We start from the raw sequence: 18,056 nt of genomic DNA, 5'->3' as shown, positions 1-18,056 counted from the left end.
TAATACATTAAGGAGAATATTATGGATAACAAAATTAAATTAGAATTCCATGGTGGATCATGGATGAGTTTAGTCCCGTTTGCTGTATTTCTTATTGGAACAGTATATATAAGTATAATGGGAGCTCCCACAGAAACTGGCATGGTACTATTCGCACTTATAGGAATATTGCTAGGAGTGTTTTTTGCAAAAGACAGATGGCAGTATAGTGAAGAAATCTTCAATGGAATGGCAAACCCGATAGCAGTTGTACCAGTTTTATGTTGGTTAATCTCTGGTTTTTTTGGAGCCATCTTAAAATCTTCAGGTCTTGTAGGAGGACTTGTTTGGGTAGCTTCTAAATTAAACTTGAACGGTGCAATGTTTTGTGTAGCAGCCTTTCTTATTTGTTCTATTTACGCTTCTGCAACAGGAACAAGTATGGGTACAATAATTCCTTGTATGGCTGTAATATATCCTGCTGGTGTTATTATCGGTGCAAACCCAGTAGTATTAGCTGGTGCCATAGTTTCCGGAGGATGTTTTGGTGATAATATTGCACCAATTTCTGATACAACTATAACTTCAGCTAAAATCAACAACGTAGCAATAGGAGACGTCGTTAGAAGTCGACTAAAATATGCTGCTGTAACCGCTATAGCCGCAATTATAGCCTTTTTAATATTTGGTAATGGAACACCTGTTACTGGCGTTGATGGCGTTAATATAATGAAAGATTTCTCTGACCCTAAAACTTTACCTATGATATTACCAGCGGTACTTGTAATATTTTTAGCTATAAGAGGAAGACATTTAGTTGAGTCTATTGCTTGGGGTAGTGTTTTTGCCATAGTTTTAGCCTTAGCTTTAAAACTTTTAACACCTTCTCAGTTAATAGCTATTAAAGATGGAGCTCCTGTTGGAATTTTAATTGACGGAGTTAGCGGAATGTTTGGACTTTGTATATTAGCAGTTTTATTAGCTCCTATGGCTCACCTATTTGCAATATCTGGACTACTAAGTAAAATTAGAAAATATCTAATCGATAAACTTATTACATCTAAAAGAAAAGCTGAAGTTTCTGTTCTAATAATAATGGGAATATTTGATGCTTTAATTAACTTTAGTACAGTTGCAATGCTAGCAGCAGGACCTTCACTTATTAAAGAAATTGGTAAAAAATATGATATTGACGGTGTTCGTTTGGCTAACTTAATGGATTGTAGTGCATGTACAGTGTCCTACCTATTACCATATATGGTTCCTTTAGTAGCTGTTATGACTGTTTCAGGAGAAGTTGCTCTACAATATACTGACATTGTACCTCAACTAACATCTACTGAAGTAATATTCACAAGTTTTTATCCTCTATTTATGATTGGTACAGTTCTTGTGGCTACCTTAACAGGTTGGGGTAGTAAAACAGACTTAGGAAAAGTTCACTCAAAAAATTAAGGAGGAATTAACATGTCATCAAAAAAAGTCCCAAATAACAGTAGTCAACACATTACCGCAGGTCCTTACTCACCTGTCATTGAAATAGACAGTTCAAAATTAGTTGTAATAAGTGGGCAAACTTCAACTCAATTAAACGGTGATATTAAAGGAGCAAATGTTTTAGAACAAACTAAACTTACACTTGAAAACTGTAAAAAACAACTAGAAACAGCAAACTGTAGCTTTGAAGATGTTTTTAAAGTAACTGCTTATTTAGATAACCTTGAAGAATGGGATAATTTTAATAAAATTTACGAAAGCGTTATGCCAAAACCATTGCCAGTTAGAACGGTTGTTGGATGTAAGCTACTTCCTAAAATTTTAGTTGAAATAGAAATGTGGGCTGTGAAAAAATAATAGAATAATAAAAAAAGCACTTATAAAGTGCTTTTTTTATTTACAGAATTTACTGAGATTACATTAACTCCAGTACCTGCAACATTTTCAATTATTATATATCCTACATTTACAGGAGCTTTAACCTCTATATTATTAATTCTTTTTATAATTTCAAAAAACTTAGTTTTTGGAACTGGAAATTCAGTCCTTACACTTAACTTACTTAACAGTCCTCCTGTAACTTTTACAGAACCATTTACAAAGATAAAAGATTCTTCAAACTCTTCTCTAGCATAAAATAAACCCTTTTTGCAAGAATTGCCTTCCACTTTTACAACGATATCATCTTCTAAAAAAACCTTTAAATTACACTTAATAGGACAAATAACACATTCTATTTTCTTTAATTCCATATTATTTCTCCTATCTAGCAATAGTCTGCTTAAATTTAACAAATATAATTAAAGTATCTCCTACTGTTATTTTCTAAAAATCTTCTCCATAGACTTACCTTTTGCAATTTCATCTACTAATTTATCTAAACAACGAATTTGGTGCATTAGTGTATCTTCAATATTTTCTACTCTAACTCCACATATAACTCCTTTAATGAGAGATATATTAGAGTTAATTTTCGGTGCCTCTGCAAAAAAAGTTTCAAAGTCAACTTCTTTCTCCAGCTGTTCTTTTAATTCATTTTCACTATAACCTGTCAACCAAAATATAACTTCGTCAACTTCCTCTTTAGTTCTTCCCTTTCTTTCAACTTTATTTATATATAATGGATACACACTACTAAAAGACATAGTAAAGATTTTTTCTTTTCTCATCTTTTTCTCCTTTAATTAAAGTTAATCAAATAGCTTTAATATAAATTCTTTATTTCTACTTTTCAGCCCAGCTAAGTGAATAAGTAACAGCTTTTCTCCAGCGTTTTATTTTACTTTGCCTTTCTTCTTCGCTTAAATTAGGTGTAAATTCTTTAGACAATTCCCAGTTTTGTTTGATATCTTCTAAATTATCCCAATATCCTACTGCAAGTCCTGCTAAGTATGCAGCTCCTAAAGCAGTAGTTTCAACAAATTTAGGTCGTTGAACTTTCACGTTCAATAAATCAGCTTGAAACTGCATTAAAAAATTATTGTTACTTGCTCCACCATCTACTTTTAAAATTTGTAATTTAGCATTTGAATCTTTTTCCATTACTTCTAAAACATCGTATGATAAATAAGCTAGTGATTCAACAGTAGCTCTAATAATGTGGTACTTGTTAACACCTCTTGTTATTCCCACAATAGCTCCTCTAGCATACTGATCCCAGTAAGGAGCTCCAAGACCTGTAAAAGCTGGAACTACATAGCAGTCGTTCGTGTCTTTAACTTTCGTCGCCATATACTCGCTATCTTCTGCAGAATCTAGTATTCTAAGTTCATCTCTAAGCCACTGAATTGCTGAACCTGCCACAAAAATAGAACCTTCTAATGCATAATTAACTTTACCATCAAGTCCCCAAGCTATTGTAGTTACAAGACCGTGATTACTATAAACTGGTTTATCTCCAGTATTCATAAGTAAAAACGCCCCTGTTCCATAGGTGTTTTTTGCTTCTCCTTTTTCAAAGCAAGTTTGCCCAAATAAAGATGCTTGTTGGTCACCTGCTGCTCCAGATATTGGAATTGGACCACCTAAATATGTTGAGTCACTTTGTCCATATACTTCACTTGAAGGTCTAACCTTTGGCAAAATACTTTTTGGTATATCTAAAAGTTCTAAAATTTCATCGTCCCAGTCTAATGTGTTAATGTTAAAAATCATAGTTCGTGAAGCGTTTGAATAATCTGTAACGTGAACTCTCCCACTTGTTAATTTCCATATTAGCCAACTGTCAACTGTGCCAAATAGCAAGTCCCCTTTTTCAGCTTTTTCTCTTGCACCTTTGACATTGTCTAAAATCCACTTTATTTTAGTAGCAGAAAAATAAGCATCTATTAAAAGACCTGTCTTTTTCTTTACCATATCCTCATAACCAGCTTGTTTTAACTCGTCACAATATTTTGAAGTTCTTCTACACTGCCAAACTATTGCATTATATATAGGCTCACCTGTATTTTTATCCCAAATTATAGTTGTTTCTCTTTGATTCGTTATTCCTATACCTGCTATATCTTTTGCTTCTATTCCCATATTTGACATAGCTTCTACTGCACAACCCACTTGAGTTGACCAAATTTCCTTTGCATTGTGTTCAACCCAACCTGGCTTAGGAAATATTTGTGTAAACTCTTTCTGAGCAACTGAACAAATTTCTCCCTCTCTATTAAACAATATGCATCTATTACTCGTTGTTCCTGCATCTAGTGCCATAATGTACTTAGACATAATATCCTCCGTTAAGTATTACTTTATAATCTCTTTTAAAACATACTACTTTAAATTTACCCTATTAACCTACTTACTACTTCTTCTAAATCATTTTATCTTCCAATATGTTTTTTCTAGTTTTCCAATTAGGCATAAATTCATTTAACATATTATAAAACCCCTCGCCATGATTTTGGTGTATTAAATGAATTAGTTCGTGAACCATAACATAGTCTATACATTCTATTGGCGTTTTTATAAGGTTTTTATTTAACGTAATTATACCTGATGGCATTTTACAGCTTCCCCATCTTGATACCATTTTTCTAATTTTTAGTTCAGGATAAATTCTTATTAGGTCTTTTACAAATACATAATTTCTCTTAAGTGATTCATTAAAAACATATTTTGCTTCTTCTAAAAGCCAAGTATCCAATAATTTTTTCTTCCTACTGTAATTATTTACATCTTTAACAAAAATTTTTAACTCTTTGTTTAATTCAACTTTTTCTTTAATCGAATAAGAAACTTTTAAATTGTATTCTTTTCCTAAATATAGAAATTTTTCTCCTGTAATATATTTTTTCTCTAATTCTTCCAAGTAAGGATTCGGTCTTTTATCTAAAGCTTGTACTATCCAGTCCCACTTTCTTATTAAAACTCTATCCAAGTATTCTTTGGAAATACTACTGTTTGCTGAAACTTTTAGTACTCCATCTTTTACTCTCATATTTATATTTTTAACTTTCTTTCTTTCAAAAATATAATTTATGGTTTTATTTTTATATTCTATCGTTTTTTTCATCTTCACCTTGAGCTTATTATTAGCTATATAATTAATTTAAATTTATCAATTTAGCGTTTTTCTTGAAAACTATTTTTCATTTAATTATATCTTACAATATAGTTATAATTTTGTCTTTATTCTTCTCCTTATATGTGTTGATATAACCTAGTTTTTATGAGATAATTGTAGGGAATTATAATATTCGTTTTATATAAATAAAGTATATGGTTCACACTCACTGAAAATGTTTTCATGTAGTGTGGACTAATTAATTAGGAGGGGTGTTTATGTCTTTTACTTTCGACTACGAAGCTAATGCTGAAAAATTAGCAGAATTTGAAAGTTTTATCGACAAAGAAAAAAGCAAAAAAGGCTCATTAATGGCAATTCTACATAAAGGTCAACATCTATTTGGTTACTTACCTATAGAAGTTCAACAAGTTATTTCCAAAAAAACAAGAATTCCCATTGCTGAAATTTATGGAGTTGTTACTTTCTATTCTCAATTTTCTCTTATGCCTAAGGGAAAACACGAAATAGGAGTTTGCTTAGGTACTGCTTGTTATGTAAGGGGAGCACAATCAGTATTAGATGAAATTAAAACAGAACTTGGAATTGACGTTGGTCAAACAACACCAGATTTAAACTTTTCTATAGAAGCAACTAGATGTATAGGTGCTTGTGGTTTAGCTCCAGTTATGACAATTTCTGGTGATGTGTACGGAAAGTTAAAAGCTTCCGAAATAAAAAATATATTAAATTCTTATAGAACTGAAGAGGTGAAAAAATAATGGACTTAAAATTTCTTCAAGAGATAAAAAATAAAACTCTACCTCAAATGTCTTTAAGAGATAGTCGCTTTAGCGAAATAAATAGTATTTACAACAAACAAATCTTAATTTGTGGAGACACTGGTTGTAGATCTTCTAGAAGTGATAAACTTGAAATTGAAGTAAGAGAAGCTATCAAAAACGCAAATGTAGAAAATGAAATAGACGTAGTTAGAGTAGGATGTTTTGGACTTTGTGAAGCTGGTCCAATAGCGGTAGTATATCCTGGTGGAAAATTCTATGCTTATCTAAAAGAAGGCGATGGGAAAAGAATCGTAGACGAAGACTTAATTGGTAATAAAACAATAGAAGAACTTCTTTATCCTGAAAGTCTTTCTGAAGATATAACAAAATCTATATACGATGTTTCTTTCTATACAAAACAAAAGAAAATAGCTCACAAAAATTGTGGTGTAATAAACCCAGACTCTATCGAAGAGTATATCGCTTTAGATGGATATTTAGGTTTACATAAAGCATTAACTGAAATGCAACCTCAAGATGTTGTTGACGAAGTTAAAGCCAGTGGTTTAAGAGGTAGAGGAGGTGGTGGTTTCCCTACTGGACTTAAATGGCAATTTACAAAAGATGCAACAGGTTCACCTAAGTACGTTCTTTGTAACGCAGACGAAGGAGACCCAGGTGCATTCATGGATAGATCTATATTAGAGGGAGATCCTTACGCTGTAATAGAAGCTATGACAATAGCAGGTTACGCTATTGGTGCAAACTACGGTTTCATTTATATAAGAGCTGAGTATCCTTCAGCAGTAGAAAAATTAGAATCAAGTATTGCAAAAGCAAAAGAATTAAACTTACTTGGACAAAACATTATGGGAACTGATTTCTCCTTTGACCTTGAACTTAGACTAGGAGCTGGAGCATTTGTTTGTGGAGAAGAAATGGCTCTAATAGAATCTATAGAAGGAAAAAGAGGTATTCCTAGAAATAAACCACCTTTCCCTGCAAATGAAGGACTTTGGGGAAAACCAACATTAATTAACAATGTTGAAACATACGCAAATATAGCTCAAATAGTATATAAAGGTTCTGACTGGTTCTCAAGTATTGGAACAGAAAAATCACATGGTACTAAAGTATTTACACTTGGTGGAAATATAAGAAGAACCGGTATTATAGAAGTTCCTATGGGAACAAAATTAAGAGATATTATATACGAAATTGGTGGCGGTATAATAGACGATAAAGAATTTAAAGCTGTACAAACAGGTGGGCCATCCGGTGGTTGTATAACAAAAGACTACTTAGATACACCTATTGACTATGACAATCTTACAGCACTTGGCTCAATGATGGGTTCAGGCGGAATGATTGTAATGGACGAATCAACTTGTATGGTAGATATTGCAAGATTCTTCTTAGAATTCACAGTTGACGAGTCTTGTGGTAAATGTACTCCTTGTCGTGAAGGTACTAAGAGAATGTTAGAAATTCTTGAAAAAATAACAGAAGGTAACGGAACTTTAGAAGACATAGACACATTAGAAGAATTAGGAAATATGATAAAAATAAGTTCTCTTTGTGGACTTGGACAATCAGCTCCTAACCCTGTACTTTCAACATTAAGATACTTCAGAGACGAGTACGAAGCACATGTAGTAGACAAAAAATGCCCTGCTGGTCATTGCCAAGCTCTACTTGAATACTATATAGACGATACTTGTATCGGTTGTAGAAAATGTGCAAGAAACTGTCCTACTAACTGTATTTCAGGAAAAGTTAAAGAAGTTCATGTTATAGATACAGAAGCTTGTATAAAATGTGGAAACTGTATGGAAGTATGCCCTACTAAGTCTGTACATTTACGTTAGGAGGATAACATGGATTTTATCACACTAACTATTAACGGAAAAACTGCAACAGTTCCTAAAGGATTAAACTTAGTTGAAGCAGCAAAAAGAGTGGGAATAGAAATACCTACATTTTGCTATGAAAAAAGTTTACCAGTAGTTTCATCTTGTAGAATTTGCGTAGTTGAAATTGAAGGTTTTAACAAACCAGTAACGGCATGTTCAACACCAGCACAAGAAGGCATGGTAGTTTATACAGAATCTGAAGAAGTTGTAAATATAAGAAAAACTATTCTTAGATTAATGCTAGACAATCACCCTAGTGACTGTTTAACTTGTAGCAAAAACGGTAGTTGTAAACTTCAAGACTATTCCTATAAATACGATGTTAAATTCAGAGAACACGATGGTGCAAGACGTGGTTCTGAAGAAGCAGACTTTACAGATACAACAAGCCCTTACATCCTAAGAGACGAAAGCAAATGTATACTTTGTGGAAAATGTGTACGAACATGTGCTGTTGTTCCAGATAGAAATATACTAAACTTTGGTGGAAGAGGCTTCGATACAAAAATAATTGCAGACTACGATACAACATTAGAAAACTCTAACTGTGTATCTTGTAACAGATGTGTTGCAGAATGTCCAGTTGGAGCGTTGGTGGACAACAGATCTTACAGATCTGGACGTATTTGGGAACTTGAAACCAAATCCATCAAATGTAAGTCTTGCGACTATGGATGTAATATGAAACTTTTACAAAGAGATGGAAAAACCATCGCAGTTAAAGCAGAAGAACCTACAAATGGCAGACCACTATGTTTAAAAGGAAGACTTTTAACAGAATTAGAATATATAGAAGAACCGGCTAAACCATATAAAAAATCACCTTCTGAAAATGGAAATAAATTTGTAGAATCCAGTTGGACAGAAGTACTTGGTTTAGGAGGAGTCTTAGATAAATTATTAAAATTAGATGAATAGGAGAAATTATGAACAGAACAGAATTTGAAAAAATTATGGATTATGCAATAAACGAAGAAGTTCTATCCTATGAATTTTATACAGATGCAGCAAATAAAGTAACAGATGCTACATTAAAAGATACATTTACAGATCTTGCAAAAGAAGAATTAGAACATAAAAAGTTCTTAGAAGAATTTAAAAGTACTCATTCTCAAACAATTAACTTAGAAGAATCTGTAGATTATAAAATTGCAGACACTTTAGACAAACCTGAATTAACAGTAACTATGAGTTTCCAAGATGCAATAGCCTTAGCTATAAAAAAAGAAGAAGAAGCAATGGAAATGTACCAATCCTTAGCAGACGCTTCAGTAGAAGAAGACAAAAAATCTGTATTTATAGGTCTAAAGAATATGGAATTAATGCATAAATCAAGATTAGAAGATATTTATATAAATGTTGGATATAAAGAAATTTGGTAAGGTGGTAATATGATAAATCTTAATATAGACGGTATAGATATATCTGTTGAAGAAGGAACACTTCTTGTAGATGCCTGTAAACAAGTAGGTATCAACATACCAACACTTTGCCACGACGATAGTCTTAAACCTTTTGGAGGTTGTAGAATATGTGTTGTTGAAGTAGAAGGCTTTAGAAATCTAGTAGCCTCCTGCTCAACAAAAGTACAAGAAGGCATGATTGTAAGAACTAGTACAGAAACTGTAATGAAAGCTAGAAAAATGGTGTTAGACCTAATGCTTTCAAACCATCCTGTTGAAGACTGCTTAACATGTAGTAAAACAGGTAGCTGTCAGCTTCAAAACTTAGCATTTGAATACGATGTAAAACCTACATTCAAAGGAGCTAAAAAAGACTATGAAGTAGAAGCTAGAAACCCAGTACTTATTAGAGACCAATCAAAATGTATTCTTTGTGGTAAATGTGTAAGAGTATGTAAAGAAGTTCAAGTAACTTCTGCAATAGACTTTGTAGGTAGAGGATTCGATTCAAAAATAGCAGCAGGTTTTGACCTTCCCCTATCAGATGAAAATTGCAGACTTTGTGGACAATGTATATCAGTTTGTCCAACAGGTGCAATAATGAACAAACAACTAGTTGGAGTTAGACCTTGGGAAGTGAAAAAAGTTAGAACCACTTGTCCTTTCTGTGGAACTGGCTGTAACTTTGACTTAAATGTACACAAAGGAAAAGTAATAGGAGTAACACCTGCAAAAGATGCGGTTGTTAACGGAACTTCCCTATGTGTAAAAGGAAGAAGTCATATAGACTTAATCAACAGTCCTAACAGACTTACTTCTCCCCTAAAAAAAGTAGATGGTGAATTTGTAGAAATCTCTTGGGATGAAGCAATAACCACGATTGCAGACAAACTTACAGAAATAAAAGGAAAGTATGGTTCAGACTCAATAGCAGGACTTAGTTCAGCTAGAACAACAAATGAAGACAACTATACATTCCAAAAATTTATGCGTGTAGCTATAGGAACAAACAACGTAGACCACTGTGCCAGAACCTGACATGCCCCTACAGTTGCAGGTCTTGCAACAACACTTGGAAGTGGAGCTATGACTAACTCCATTGCCGAAATAGAAGGAGCAGACGTTATCTTCTTAATAGGTTCAAATGCTACAGAAGCACATCCAATAATTGGAAACAAAATGAAGCGTACAGTGAAATACAACGGAACAAAGCTTATCGTTGTAGATCCTAGAAAAACAGAATTAGCGAGTATGGCAGACCTATGGTTGCCACTTAAACCTGGTTCAGACGTTGCATTAATAAACGGATTGATGAACATAATCATCGAAGAAGGCTTAACAGATGACGAATATATCGCAAAAAGAGTAGAAGGTTTTGAAGAGTTAAAAGAAGTAGTTAAAAAATACACTCCAGAAGTAGTAGAAGAAATAACAGGTGTAGATAAAGATACACTATACAAAACAGCAAGAATGTACTGTTCTTCTAAAAAAGCTGGTATATTCTACACACTAGGAATAACAGAACATACATCAGGTACAGAAAATGTAATGTCATTAGCTAGTTTAGCTATGATAACAGGACATCTTGGACACGAATCAGCGGGAATTAATCCTATGAGGGGACAAAATAACGTGCAAGGTGCTTGTGACATGGCAGCACTACCAAATAACTTCCCAGGATACCAAAACTCATACGATGAAGAAACAATTCAAAGATATGAAAAAATATGGAATGCTAAACTATCTAGAAACAAAGGCTTTAGAATACCTGAGATGTTAAGTGGTGCACATGATGGAACAGTAAAGTCAATGTATGTAATGGGAGAAGACCCAGTACTTACAGATCCTAATGCAAACCATGTAAAAGAATCCTTAGAAAATTTAGAATTCTTTGTAGTGCAAGATATCTTTATGACAGAAACTGCTAAATTTGCAGATATAATACTTCCAGCTACATGCTATGCAGAAAAAGATGGAACCTTCACAAATACAGAAAGAAGAGTTCAAAGAGTAAGAAAAGCAGCAGAGGCACCAGGACAAGCTAGACTAGACTGGCAAATAATATCTTCTATCGCAAAAGCTATGGGAGTAGATGGATTTGACTTTAAAAACTCACAAGAAGTTTTCGAAGATATAAGAAAATCAAATGCCGCTTATAGTGGTATGACTTACGAAAGAATGGATAACATTGGTTTACAATGGCCATGCCCAACAGAAACACATCCCGGAACAAAGTTCCTACACAAAGGAGTATTCGCTAGAGGTAAAGGACTAATAAAACCAGCTGAATACAGACCTCCTGCAGAAGTAACAGATAACGAATATCCAATGGTACTTTCAACAGGAAGAATGTTATATCACTACAATATAATGACTAGAGAATCTCAAGCATTAAACGATATTAGACCTTGTGAATTAGCTGAAATAAACCCAGCTGATGCATTAAAACTAGGACTAAAAGAATTTGACGCAATAGAAGTAAAATCTAGAAGAGGTAAATTAAATACAAGAGTTACAATAACAGATAAAGTAAAACCAGGTGTTATATTTATGACACTACACTATTGGGAGTCCCCTGTTAACGAAGTGACAAACGATGCATATGACCCAATAACATTAACAGCCGAATACAAAGTTTCAGCTGTAAGCATCAAAAAACTAGATGTAATTCCTGAAAATTTAAAACTTCCAACATATTTAGATGATTTAGAAATAGCAAAAGCATAAAAAAAGTAGGTGTAAAATTACACCTACTTTTTGTTTTTTAATATATTTATCAAAAACTATTTTTTAATAAAAAAATTATCTTATAACAAATACTTTCAAATAAGATTAATTTCGCATATAATTAAATAAAGTTTCAAAATATACCTATTTGAAAAAGAATGAATTTATATTTGAAAGGATAAAAATTCAAATAGTGATATATAATATTTAAAGCCTAGATTAAATCAAAGCTATAAAATAAAAAAATTTGTCATTTTAAAAGGAGCGTATAATTGAAAAAAAGAATTTTAGCAGTAGTATTATTATTAGTTTTATCATTAAACTTGACTAGTAGTTTAGCTGATGAATTAAAACTCACAGAACTTTTAGAAAATAATAACACAACAAAACAATTGGAATTACAAAAAGGCGAGAAAAAACAGCTTGAATTAAAGGGTAAAATAAAGGCTGAAACCTTAACAGGTGAGAAAATCAGCAATATATTTAATGTAAAAACTCCTGAAGAATCTGACGAAGTAAAAGAACTACAATCACAAGAAACTGAAATAGTATCAGAAGTAGAAAACCTTAGAATATCACAATCAGTTGATAAGACAACAGCAACTCAAGGTGAAGAAATAACTTATACTTTAAATGTAGAAAATACAGGTAAAGATAATGATATTAATTTAGAAATAGAAAGCATATTATCTAATCAATTAGAGAATATAAATGTTTTAAATAATGATAAATTCAAAGTAAAAGACAATAATATTATAGGACAATTAACATTAGCAAATAAAGAAAAAATATCATTTTCAATAATCGGAAAAATAAAGTCTGAAACTTTAACAGGTGAAAAAATCAGCAATATATTTAATGTAAAAAGTCTTGGAGAATCTGACGAAGTAAAAGAACTACAATCACAAGAAACTGAAATAGTACAAGAAGTAGAAAACCTTAGAATGTCACAATCCGTCGATAAGACAACAGCAATTCAAGGTGAAGAAATAACTTATACTTTAAATTTAGAAAATACAAGTATAGATAATAATATTCAAGTGGAAATAGAAAGTATTATTCCTGAACAACTAGAAGATACAACATTAACAGAAATTACAGAACCTACAGAACCGACAAATCCAGTTGATGAAGTAGAGGAAACAGAACCTACAGGAAACACAGAAGATACAACAGAAGAAACACAATCTACAGAACCCACAACAGAAATCACAGAACCAACAAAAGATAACTTAACAAGCATTGATACATTGGGTTCTTATGGCTCAAACGTAGACAAATCAATAGATGGAAATTCTGGTCTGAATAGTTTTTTAAACTCTTCTTCTCAAATAAAAAAGATAGTAGGGGCTGATAGAATAGGCACAGCAGTACAACTTAGCCAGTTCATGCATGCTAGCTCTGAAAAAGTAGTTATAGCGAGTTCAAGAAATTATGCAGACGCCTTGTCGGCTTCAAGTATAACTTTTGGAGAATACCCTATATTACTTGTAGATAAAATATTAACTCAAAATATAAAAAATGAAATTGTTAGAATAGGGGCAAAAGAAGCTATTATTCTAGGTGGAGAAAATGCAGTAAACAAGAATATAGAAAAATCTTTAAGAGGAATAAAATCATTATCTAGTGTAACACGAATAGCAGGAAATGATAGATACGATACATCAATGAGAATAGCAGAAAAATCTATAAATAAAAACTTGGTAATAGCTTCAGGTCAAGACTATCCAGATGCATTATCAGGAACAGTACTGACTAATAATAACGCCGATTTAGTATTAAGTAGAAATAATAATATTGATACTTATTTAAACAAAGCCTTGAAAAACTTTAAAGGAAATAACATCAAGGTAATAGGCGGTAATGCCATTATTAAAGATAGTGTATATAATAATATAAAGAAAATATCTAAGACTAGTAGTATTGAACGTTTAGCAGGTGCTAATAGATACGGAACAAGTGTTAGTGTTGCAAATAGAACTAATAGTAATACATTAATAATAGCTTCTGGAGAAGATTACCCTGATGCATTAGCGGGAACAGTATTATCTCAAAAATTAAATGCACCTATACTTTTAGTAAGCAAGAATAATATTGACACATCAGTTCAAAATTACATTAAAAATAATGACTTCACTAAAGCTATAATACTCGGTGGAAACGGAAGAATAGCAGATATAACGGTAACAAATATTCAACGATTAATGAACAAACAAGATGTATTAGACAATAGAAAATTTGGCAAATATGCTGTTGTAAAAGGAAATCAACCTGTGTACCAACAGGCAAATCCAAATTCGAAAGTTACTGGGTCAATGACTAATAAAAGAATTGTGAAAATATTAGAACAAACTGAAAGCTGGTTAAAAGTAAGTTATGATAAAACGACTGGGTGGGTAGCTAAAAGTAACGTAGATTTATACGATGTTAAATCTTATGGTAAGATAGTTAATAAAGTAACATATGTAAGTCAACTATATCCAGTTTATGCTCCTAGAGGTTGTGAACCTACATCATTACTCATGGGATTAAAAGGAAAGGGTAAAGCTAGTAATGTAGGACTAAGGACTTTTCTTGATAATATGCCTAGACATTCAAGTAATCCCGCTAAAGGATATGTAAGTACACCATATGAAACTAAATCACAATATTTTCAAACTATAGACCCTAAGCCTTTAGCTGAATACGGTAAAAAATATGGTAATGTTGTAAATATTCAAAATTCCTCGATAGATGATATTATTGTTGAGTTACAAAATGGCAATACTGTAGTAATGTATGTAACTCTATTTTGGAAAAACCCAACTTTCGCATACAAAAACATAGAGGGTAAAAGCACTAGACGAATTAACAATAATCATGTTTTATTACTAACAGGATATGACCCTAAAGCAAATAAATTTTATGTTGCAGACCCTTACAATCATGAAAAAGCAGGTGCAAGCAGATATTCACCTTTCTATTATTGGAAAGATAAATACACAGTTGATAAATTATATAAAGCTGACTATAGATATTTTTCTGTAGCTGTAAGATAAATAAAGTATTTTTTCATATTTAGATGATTTAGAAAAAGAAAAATCCTAATAAAAAGTAGGTGTAAAATTACACCTACTTTTTATTTCCTATTTTTTCAAAAACCTTATTCTATCCTTATCAGACGGAATTTGATTATGTACCATTTGCCACTTTCCATTTTCATACACTTCATACTGTTCAAATAGTCAAGGAATTCCTTTTGCATTTTTAATATCATCAGTATCCATTAGCTGAAAATGTAAATGAGGTGATGTAGAGTTGCCAGAATGTCCTACTTTTCCCAACAATGTTCCTTTTTTGACCTTTTCATTTAACAAAACATTAATAGACCCTTTTTGTAAATGAACCAATGCAGCATATATCCCATCACCACATTTCATTACAATATAATTTCCAGCAATTTGACTGTATTTATCCCTATTTTCATTGAAAAATACTCCATTTTTAATAGCAATGACTGAGTCTACTATCCAGTGAACTATTTTTCTTTCAGAAACACCATCTACAACTTCTATAATTTCGCCATCACAAGGTGCAAAAATATCTTGTCCTCAACAATAGCAATCATTCAAAGATACTCCAAATATCATATACTTTAAGAAACTAGTATTATAAAAAGGATGATTTTTATTCTCCCAATTAACTTGTAGAAAATCAAAAGCATATCTTAAACCCATTCTATTCGTACCATGACTGGGAACTTGTTTTGCAGGTGTTGTAGGAGAATACCACTCACCTCTTAATGGGAATTCAATTATAACTGCATTATCTTGCATGAAATCACCTCAATTTCATAAAATAATTACTTTTAAATTTATTTTATATTTGTTTAAATTCTTTTTGATATTGTTTTTCCACTTTAATATCTTAAAACTCTAATATCCATAATATATATAATCTTCAAGTTACTTGTTTCTTTTATATATTGCTTAATCCCTTATCTTTTTCTTATTAAAAGTACTGTGATGTAATCTATAAGCTTCTTTTCTATCGTTTTTTGTAATGTACCTTATAGCTACTTGCTCACCACAATTTGGGCAAAGTAGCACTCCATGGTATTTGGAAAAGTCAATATTTCCTTCCAATATCCTATCATTATACATTTTGATAAGTCCACTATTTCCAACTTTTTGGTATTTTAGAGTAGGCTCTTTACAATATGCACAAGATATTAATAATAAATGACTTCCTTTTATTTTTCTAGCATTAGGATTTTTAAACTTCATATTATCACCCATTAATAGTATATTACATAACAACAAAACAAATTTGATGCCAAATATCGTTTAATATTCTTGATACTCCAACCCAATTATATAAAAAGAATTTCCCTAAAAACATAGCAGCTATGTAAAATGCTGGTTCTAATTTATAAGTTTCAATTCTATTGTTACTCCATTTTTTTATTCCCTTTAACATTCTAAAAATTATGAATCCTATAACTGCACCTATTGTATTCATAAGTAAGTCATCGACACCAGTAGTTCTATCATTTAATAACTGACTTATTTCAATGGCTAATGACAACATAAATCCATAAGATAATACTGAACCTATTCTGTCTTTGCTTTTCCATAAAAATGGTAACAAAAACCCTAGAGGTATAAACATTATTACATTTAGTACATAACCTATGCTACTTCCTCCTTGAACTAACATAAATAAAGTTCCTATTATAAGTAAAATTATGTATAAAAATGTAAAGTTTCTCTTTGTTTTTTTATTCTTTTTTTCACAATATTTAAGTATTGAAATTCCTATAATTACGCTAAGTAAAATTCCTATAACTCCATTATAAAAAATATTTCCTCTAGAAAGAACTAGTAAATTAATTTTTCCAAGTCCTATTCTAAATTCATTATAAATTCCATCATATATAGTTCCTGAACCTGTAATGTGAAATACTTCAAATAAGTATATTCCAAAAATCATATATGAAATTATATCTTTTTTCTCTATGCTTCTTCCCTTGTTTAATTGAAAGTACACAATAAAAAACGGAATAAACATCACAATTATTTGATAAACCATTATTGCTAAATTTAACATGCAAACCTCCCTTTACAGTATCTTAGCAAACAAATCTTACAAACTTATTACATATTCACAAATTAAATATAAAAAAACAGCTGAAGTTCCTCAGCTGTAAGTAGAGTATTGTTAAATTCTAATACCAAGTAAATTTATTATTAAATCCAAAGAATTAATGACTAATAATATTACAAATATTACTCCCCAAATTAAAGAACCTCTTTTTTTGTTTTCTTTATATTTTGATAATTCAATAATACTACCTGATAAAAAAATAAATATAAATCCTAAGTTTTTGTATATACTTTCTCCTGTAAGAAACCTTAATACTAGAACTACTATTCCTAGTATTCCTAAAATACCAAAAATAATATATTTCCACTTCTCTTTTTCCATCAATTTCTTTCCTTAAAAATATAAATACAGCACATCATTAAGTATCTATTCTCACTAAATCTACGATAGATTTATTTCTATATGTTAAGTCGTTTCTACTATTAAAACCACATTTTTCCCAAAATTTATTTCCTAAATCATTTTTTGAAAATATAACAAGAGCAACTTTTGAAATACCTTCTTTTTCTAATCCTTTCATAGAAGCTTCTAGCAATGCCCTACCTATCCCTTGTTTTCTCTTAACTGGAATAACTGCTGTATGGTAAATATAACCTCTTCTACCATCATGTCCACAAATAATTACTCCTATAATATTGTCATTTTCAACTGCAACAAAACAAGTATTAGGATTTCTCTTTATAAATTTGCTTATTCCTTCTCTCGAATCGTCAATATTATTTAGTCCCATCCCTGGAGTATTAATCCACAAATCATAAACACCATCATAATCTTCTACATTTATTGGAATAATTTTCATATGTTACCTCCTATAAATATTCTATAAAGAATAACACATTAAAATCATTCTGCCAAATAACAATTCTAATTATTTACTATGTCTGTTTTTTCAACTATATTTGCTGTTATAACACCTTCATTGTTTTCATCTAATAATTTTTCACCTGTAAATGCTGCTAATAATAGTGTTAATACCATTAATGATAATAAAGTTGTTAAAGTTAATTTCTTTTTCATGATTCTTCTCCCTTTTATTATTAATTACTATTACCGTATTAGTAGTATAGCACATTAGATTTCTAATTGCAAGCCACATAAAAAAAAGAGGTTT

At 31.3% G+C, this 18,056-nt stretch carries 19 protein-coding genes; 8 read left to right on the top strand and 11 right to left on the bottom strand.

Features of this window, described 5'->3' with window-relative positions; genetic code table 11:
• Positions 1-21: 21 nt before the first annotated feature.
• On the top strand, positions 22-1,434 hold the full coding sequence (locus CS899_RS09210; RefSeq protein WP_100065906.1) for a Na+/H+ antiporter NhaC family protein: 1,413 nt from the start codon (positions 22-24) through the stop codon (positions 1,432-1,434).
• Between the two features lie 12 nt (positions 1,435-1,446).
• The gene (locus CS899_RS09205) at positions 1,447-1,833 is read left to right on the top strand and encodes a RidA family protein (RefSeq protein ID WP_100065905.1); all 387 of its coding nucleotides are present in this window, start codon (positions 1,447-1,449) and stop codon (positions 1,831-1,833) included.
• A gap of 20 nt (positions 1,834-1,853) precedes the next feature.
• Here CS899_RS09205 and CS899_RS09200 read toward each other — a convergent pair whose 3' ends face one another.
• From CS899_RS09200 to CS899_RS09185, 4 genes are all read right to left on the bottom strand, one after another.
• Positions 1,854-2,228 carry a DUF1667 domain-containing protein gene (locus CS899_RS09200; protein WP_100065904.1) on the bottom strand — a complete coding sequence of 125 codons (375 nt, stop codon included), beginning with the start codon at positions 2,226-2,228 and terminating at the stop codon, positions 1,854-1,856.
• A 66-nt stretch (positions 2,229-2,294) separates the two neighbouring features.
• Positions 2,295-2,645, bottom strand: coding sequence for a DUF2200 domain-containing protein (locus CS899_RS09195; protein ID WP_100065903.1), 351 nt, complete (start codon positions 2,643-2,645; stop codon positions 2,295-2,297).
• 55 nt (positions 2,646-2,700) lie between these two features.
• Positions 2,701-4,194, bottom strand: coding sequence for a glycerol kinase GlpK (gene glpK, locus CS899_RS09190; protein ID WP_100065902.1), 1,494 nt, complete (start codon positions 4,192-4,194; stop codon positions 2,701-2,703).
• An 85-nt stretch (positions 4,195-4,279) separates the two neighbouring features.
• Positions 4,280-4,981, bottom strand: coding sequence for a M48 family metallopeptidase (locus tag CS899_RS09185; protein ID WP_100065901.1), 702 nt, complete (start codon positions 4,979-4,981; stop codon positions 4,280-4,282).
• 269 nt (positions 4,982-5,250) lie between these two features.
• Between CS899_RS09185 and CS899_RS09180 the strand changes: the two genes are divergently transcribed.
• From CS899_RS09180 to CS899_RS09155, 6 genes are all read left to right on the top strand, one after another.
• Positions 5,251-5,754: an NADH-quinone oxidoreductase subunit NuoE family protein gene (locus tag CS899_RS09180; RefSeq protein WP_100065900.1), complete on the top strand. Its 504-nt coding sequence runs from the start codon at positions 5,251-5,253 to the stop codon at positions 5,752-5,754.
• Positions 5,754-7,625 carry an NADH-quinone oxidoreductase subunit NuoF gene (gene nuoF / locus CS899_RS09175; protein WP_129582296.1) on the top strand — a complete coding sequence of 624 codons (1,872 nt, stop codon included), beginning with the start codon at positions 5,754-5,756 and terminating at the stop codon, positions 7,623-7,625. Before CS899_RS09180 ends, nuoF begins: the two co-directional genes overlap by 1 nt.
• A gap of 9 nt (positions 7,626-7,634) precedes the next feature.
• The gene (locus CS899_RS09170) at positions 7,635-8,588 is read left to right on the top strand and encodes an NADH-quinone oxidoreductase subunit G (RefSeq protein WP_100065899.1); all 954 of its coding nucleotides are present in this window, start codon (positions 7,635-7,637) and stop codon (positions 8,586-8,588) included.
• Positions 8,589-8,596: 8 nt separating this feature from the next.
• On the top strand, positions 8,597-9,052 hold the full coding sequence (locus CS899_RS09165; protein WP_100065898.1) for a ferritin-like domain-containing protein: 456 nt from the start codon (positions 8,597-8,599) through the stop codon (positions 9,050-9,052).
• Positions 9,053-9,061: 9 nt separating this feature from the next.
• Positions 9,062-11,800, top strand: coding sequence for a formate dehydrogenase subunit alpha (gene fdhF / locus CS899_RS09160; RefSeq protein WP_100065897.1), 2,739 nt, complete (start codon positions 9,062-9,064; stop codon positions 11,798-11,800).
• Positions 11,801-12,072: 272 nt separating this feature from the next.
• Positions 12,073-14,838 (top strand): cell wall-binding repeat-containing protein, encoded by a 2,766-nt coding sequence (locus CS899_RS09155; protein ID WP_100065896.1) that lies wholly within the window; start codon positions 12,073-12,075, stop codon positions 14,836-14,838.
• A 186-nt stretch (positions 14,839-15,024) separates the two neighbouring features.
• Here CS899_RS09155 and CS899_RS11035 read toward each other — a convergent pair whose 3' ends face one another.
• The 7 genes from CS899_RS11035 to CS899_RS10880 form a co-directional block, all read right to left on the bottom strand.
• Entirely contained in the window at positions 15,025-15,288 is a 264-nt protein-coding gene (locus CS899_RS11035) for a M23 family metallopeptidase (protein ID WP_277985539.1), read from the bottom strand.
• 102 nt (positions 15,289-15,390) lie between these two features.
• Positions 15,391-15,615, bottom strand: coding sequence for a hypothetical protein (locus tag CS899_RS10965; protein ID WP_207204782.1), 225 nt, complete (start codon positions 15,613-15,615; stop codon positions 15,391-15,393).
• A gap of 153 nt (positions 15,616-15,768) precedes the next feature.
• On the bottom strand, positions 15,769-16,065 hold the full coding sequence (locus CS899_RS09145) for a hypothetical protein (protein WP_100065895.1): 297 nt from the start codon (positions 16,063-16,065) through the stop codon (positions 15,769-15,771).
• A gap of 22 nt (positions 16,066-16,087) precedes the next feature.
• The gene (locus CS899_RS09140; protein WP_100065894.1) at positions 16,088-16,888 is read right to left on the bottom strand and encodes a VanZ family protein; all 801 of its coding nucleotides are present in this window, start codon (positions 16,886-16,888) and stop codon (positions 16,088-16,090) included.
• Positions 16,889-16,999: 111 nt separating this feature from the next.
• Positions 17,000-17,266, bottom strand: a complete 267-nt coding sequence (locus tag CS899_RS09135; protein WP_100065893.1) for a DUF6442 family protein — start codon at positions 17,264-17,266, stop codon at positions 17,000-17,002.
• Between the two features lie 37 nt (positions 17,267-17,303).
• A complete protein-coding gene (locus CS899_RS09130) occupies positions 17,304-17,744 on the bottom strand; it encodes a GNAT family N-acetyltransferase (protein WP_100065892.1) in 441 nt (146 codons plus the stop codon).
• 65 nt (positions 17,745-17,809) lie between these two features.
• Entirely contained in the window at positions 17,810-17,962 is a 153-nt protein-coding gene (locus CS899_RS10880; RefSeq protein WP_164995905.1) for a hypothetical protein, read from the bottom strand.
• Positions 17,963-18,056: the final 94 nt, after the last annotated feature.

The organism is Miniphocaeibacter massiliensis (assembly GCF_900232905.1).
GTDB lineage: Bacteria > Bacillota > Clostridia > Tissierellales > Peptoniphilaceae > Miniphocaeibacter > Miniphocaeibacter massiliensis.
Note: the sequence above shows the minus strand (reverse complement) of the source record. Positions and strands in the feature narration are given on the sequence as shown.

What these genes read in the sequence shown, in the direction of transcription:
- CS899_RS09145 (WP_100065895.1), bottom strand. Translation starts at nt 16,065, where the DNA reads ATGAAGTTTAAAAATCCTAATGCTAGAAAAATAAAAGGAAGTCATTTA.
- CS899_RS09165 (WP_100065898.1), top strand. Translation starts at nt 8,597, where the DNA reads ATGAACAGAACAGAATTTGAAAAAATTATGGATTATGCAATAAACGAA.
- CS899_RS10965 (WP_207204782.1), bottom strand. Translation starts at nt 15,615, where the DNA reads ATGCAAGATAATGCAGTTATAATTGAATTCCCATTAAGAGGTGAGTGG.
- glpK (WP_100065902.1), bottom strand. Translation starts at nt 4,194, where the DNA reads ATGTCTAAGTACATTATGGCACTAGATGCAGGAACAACGAGTAATAGA.
- CS899_RS09185 (WP_100065901.1), bottom strand. Translation starts at nt 4,981, where the DNA reads ATGAAAAAAACGATAGAATATAAAAATAAAACCATAAATTATATTTTT.
- CS899_RS09135 (WP_100065893.1), bottom strand. Translation starts at nt 17,266, where the DNA reads ATGGAAAAAGAGAAGTGGAAATATATTATTTTTGGTATTTTAGGAATA.
- CS899_RS09170 (WP_100065899.1), top strand. Translation starts at nt 7,635, where the DNA reads ATGGATTTTATCACACTAACTATTAACGGAAAAACTGCAACAGTTCCT.
- CS899_RS09130 (WP_100065892.1), bottom strand. Translation starts at nt 17,744, where the DNA reads ATGAAAATTATTCCAATAAATGTAGAAGATTATGATGGTGTTTATGAT.
- CS899_RS09180 (WP_100065900.1), top strand. Translation starts at nt 5,251, where the DNA reads ATGTCTTTTACTTTCGACTACGAAGCTAATGCTGAAAAATTAGCAGAA.
- CS899_RS09205 (WP_100065905.1), top strand. Translation starts at nt 1,447, where the DNA reads ATGTCATCAAAAAAAGTCCCAAATAACAGTAGTCAACACATTACCGCA.
- CS899_RS09200 (WP_100065904.1), bottom strand. Translation starts at nt 2,228, where the DNA reads ATGGAATTAAAGAAAATAGAATGTGTTATTTGTCCTATTAAGTGTAAT.
- nuoF (WP_129582296.1), top strand. Translation starts at nt 5,754, where the DNA reads ATGGACTTAAAATTTCTTCAAGAGATAAAAAATAAAACTCTACCTCAA.
- CS899_RS09140 (WP_100065894.1), bottom strand. Translation starts at nt 16,888, where the DNA reads ATGTTAAATTTAGCAATAATGGTTTATCAAATAATTGTGATGTTTATT.
- CS899_RS10880 (WP_164995905.1), bottom strand. Translation starts at nt 17,962, where the DNA reads ATGAAAAAGAAATTAACTTTAACAACTTTATTATCATTAATGGTATTA.
- CS899_RS09210 (WP_100065906.1), top strand. Translation starts at nt 22, where the DNA reads ATGGATAACAAAATTAAATTAGAATTCCATGGTGGATCATGGATGAGT.
- CS899_RS09195 (WP_100065903.1), bottom strand. Translation starts at nt 2,645, where the DNA reads ATGAGAAAAGAAAAAATCTTTACTATGTCTTTTAGTAGTGTGTATCCA.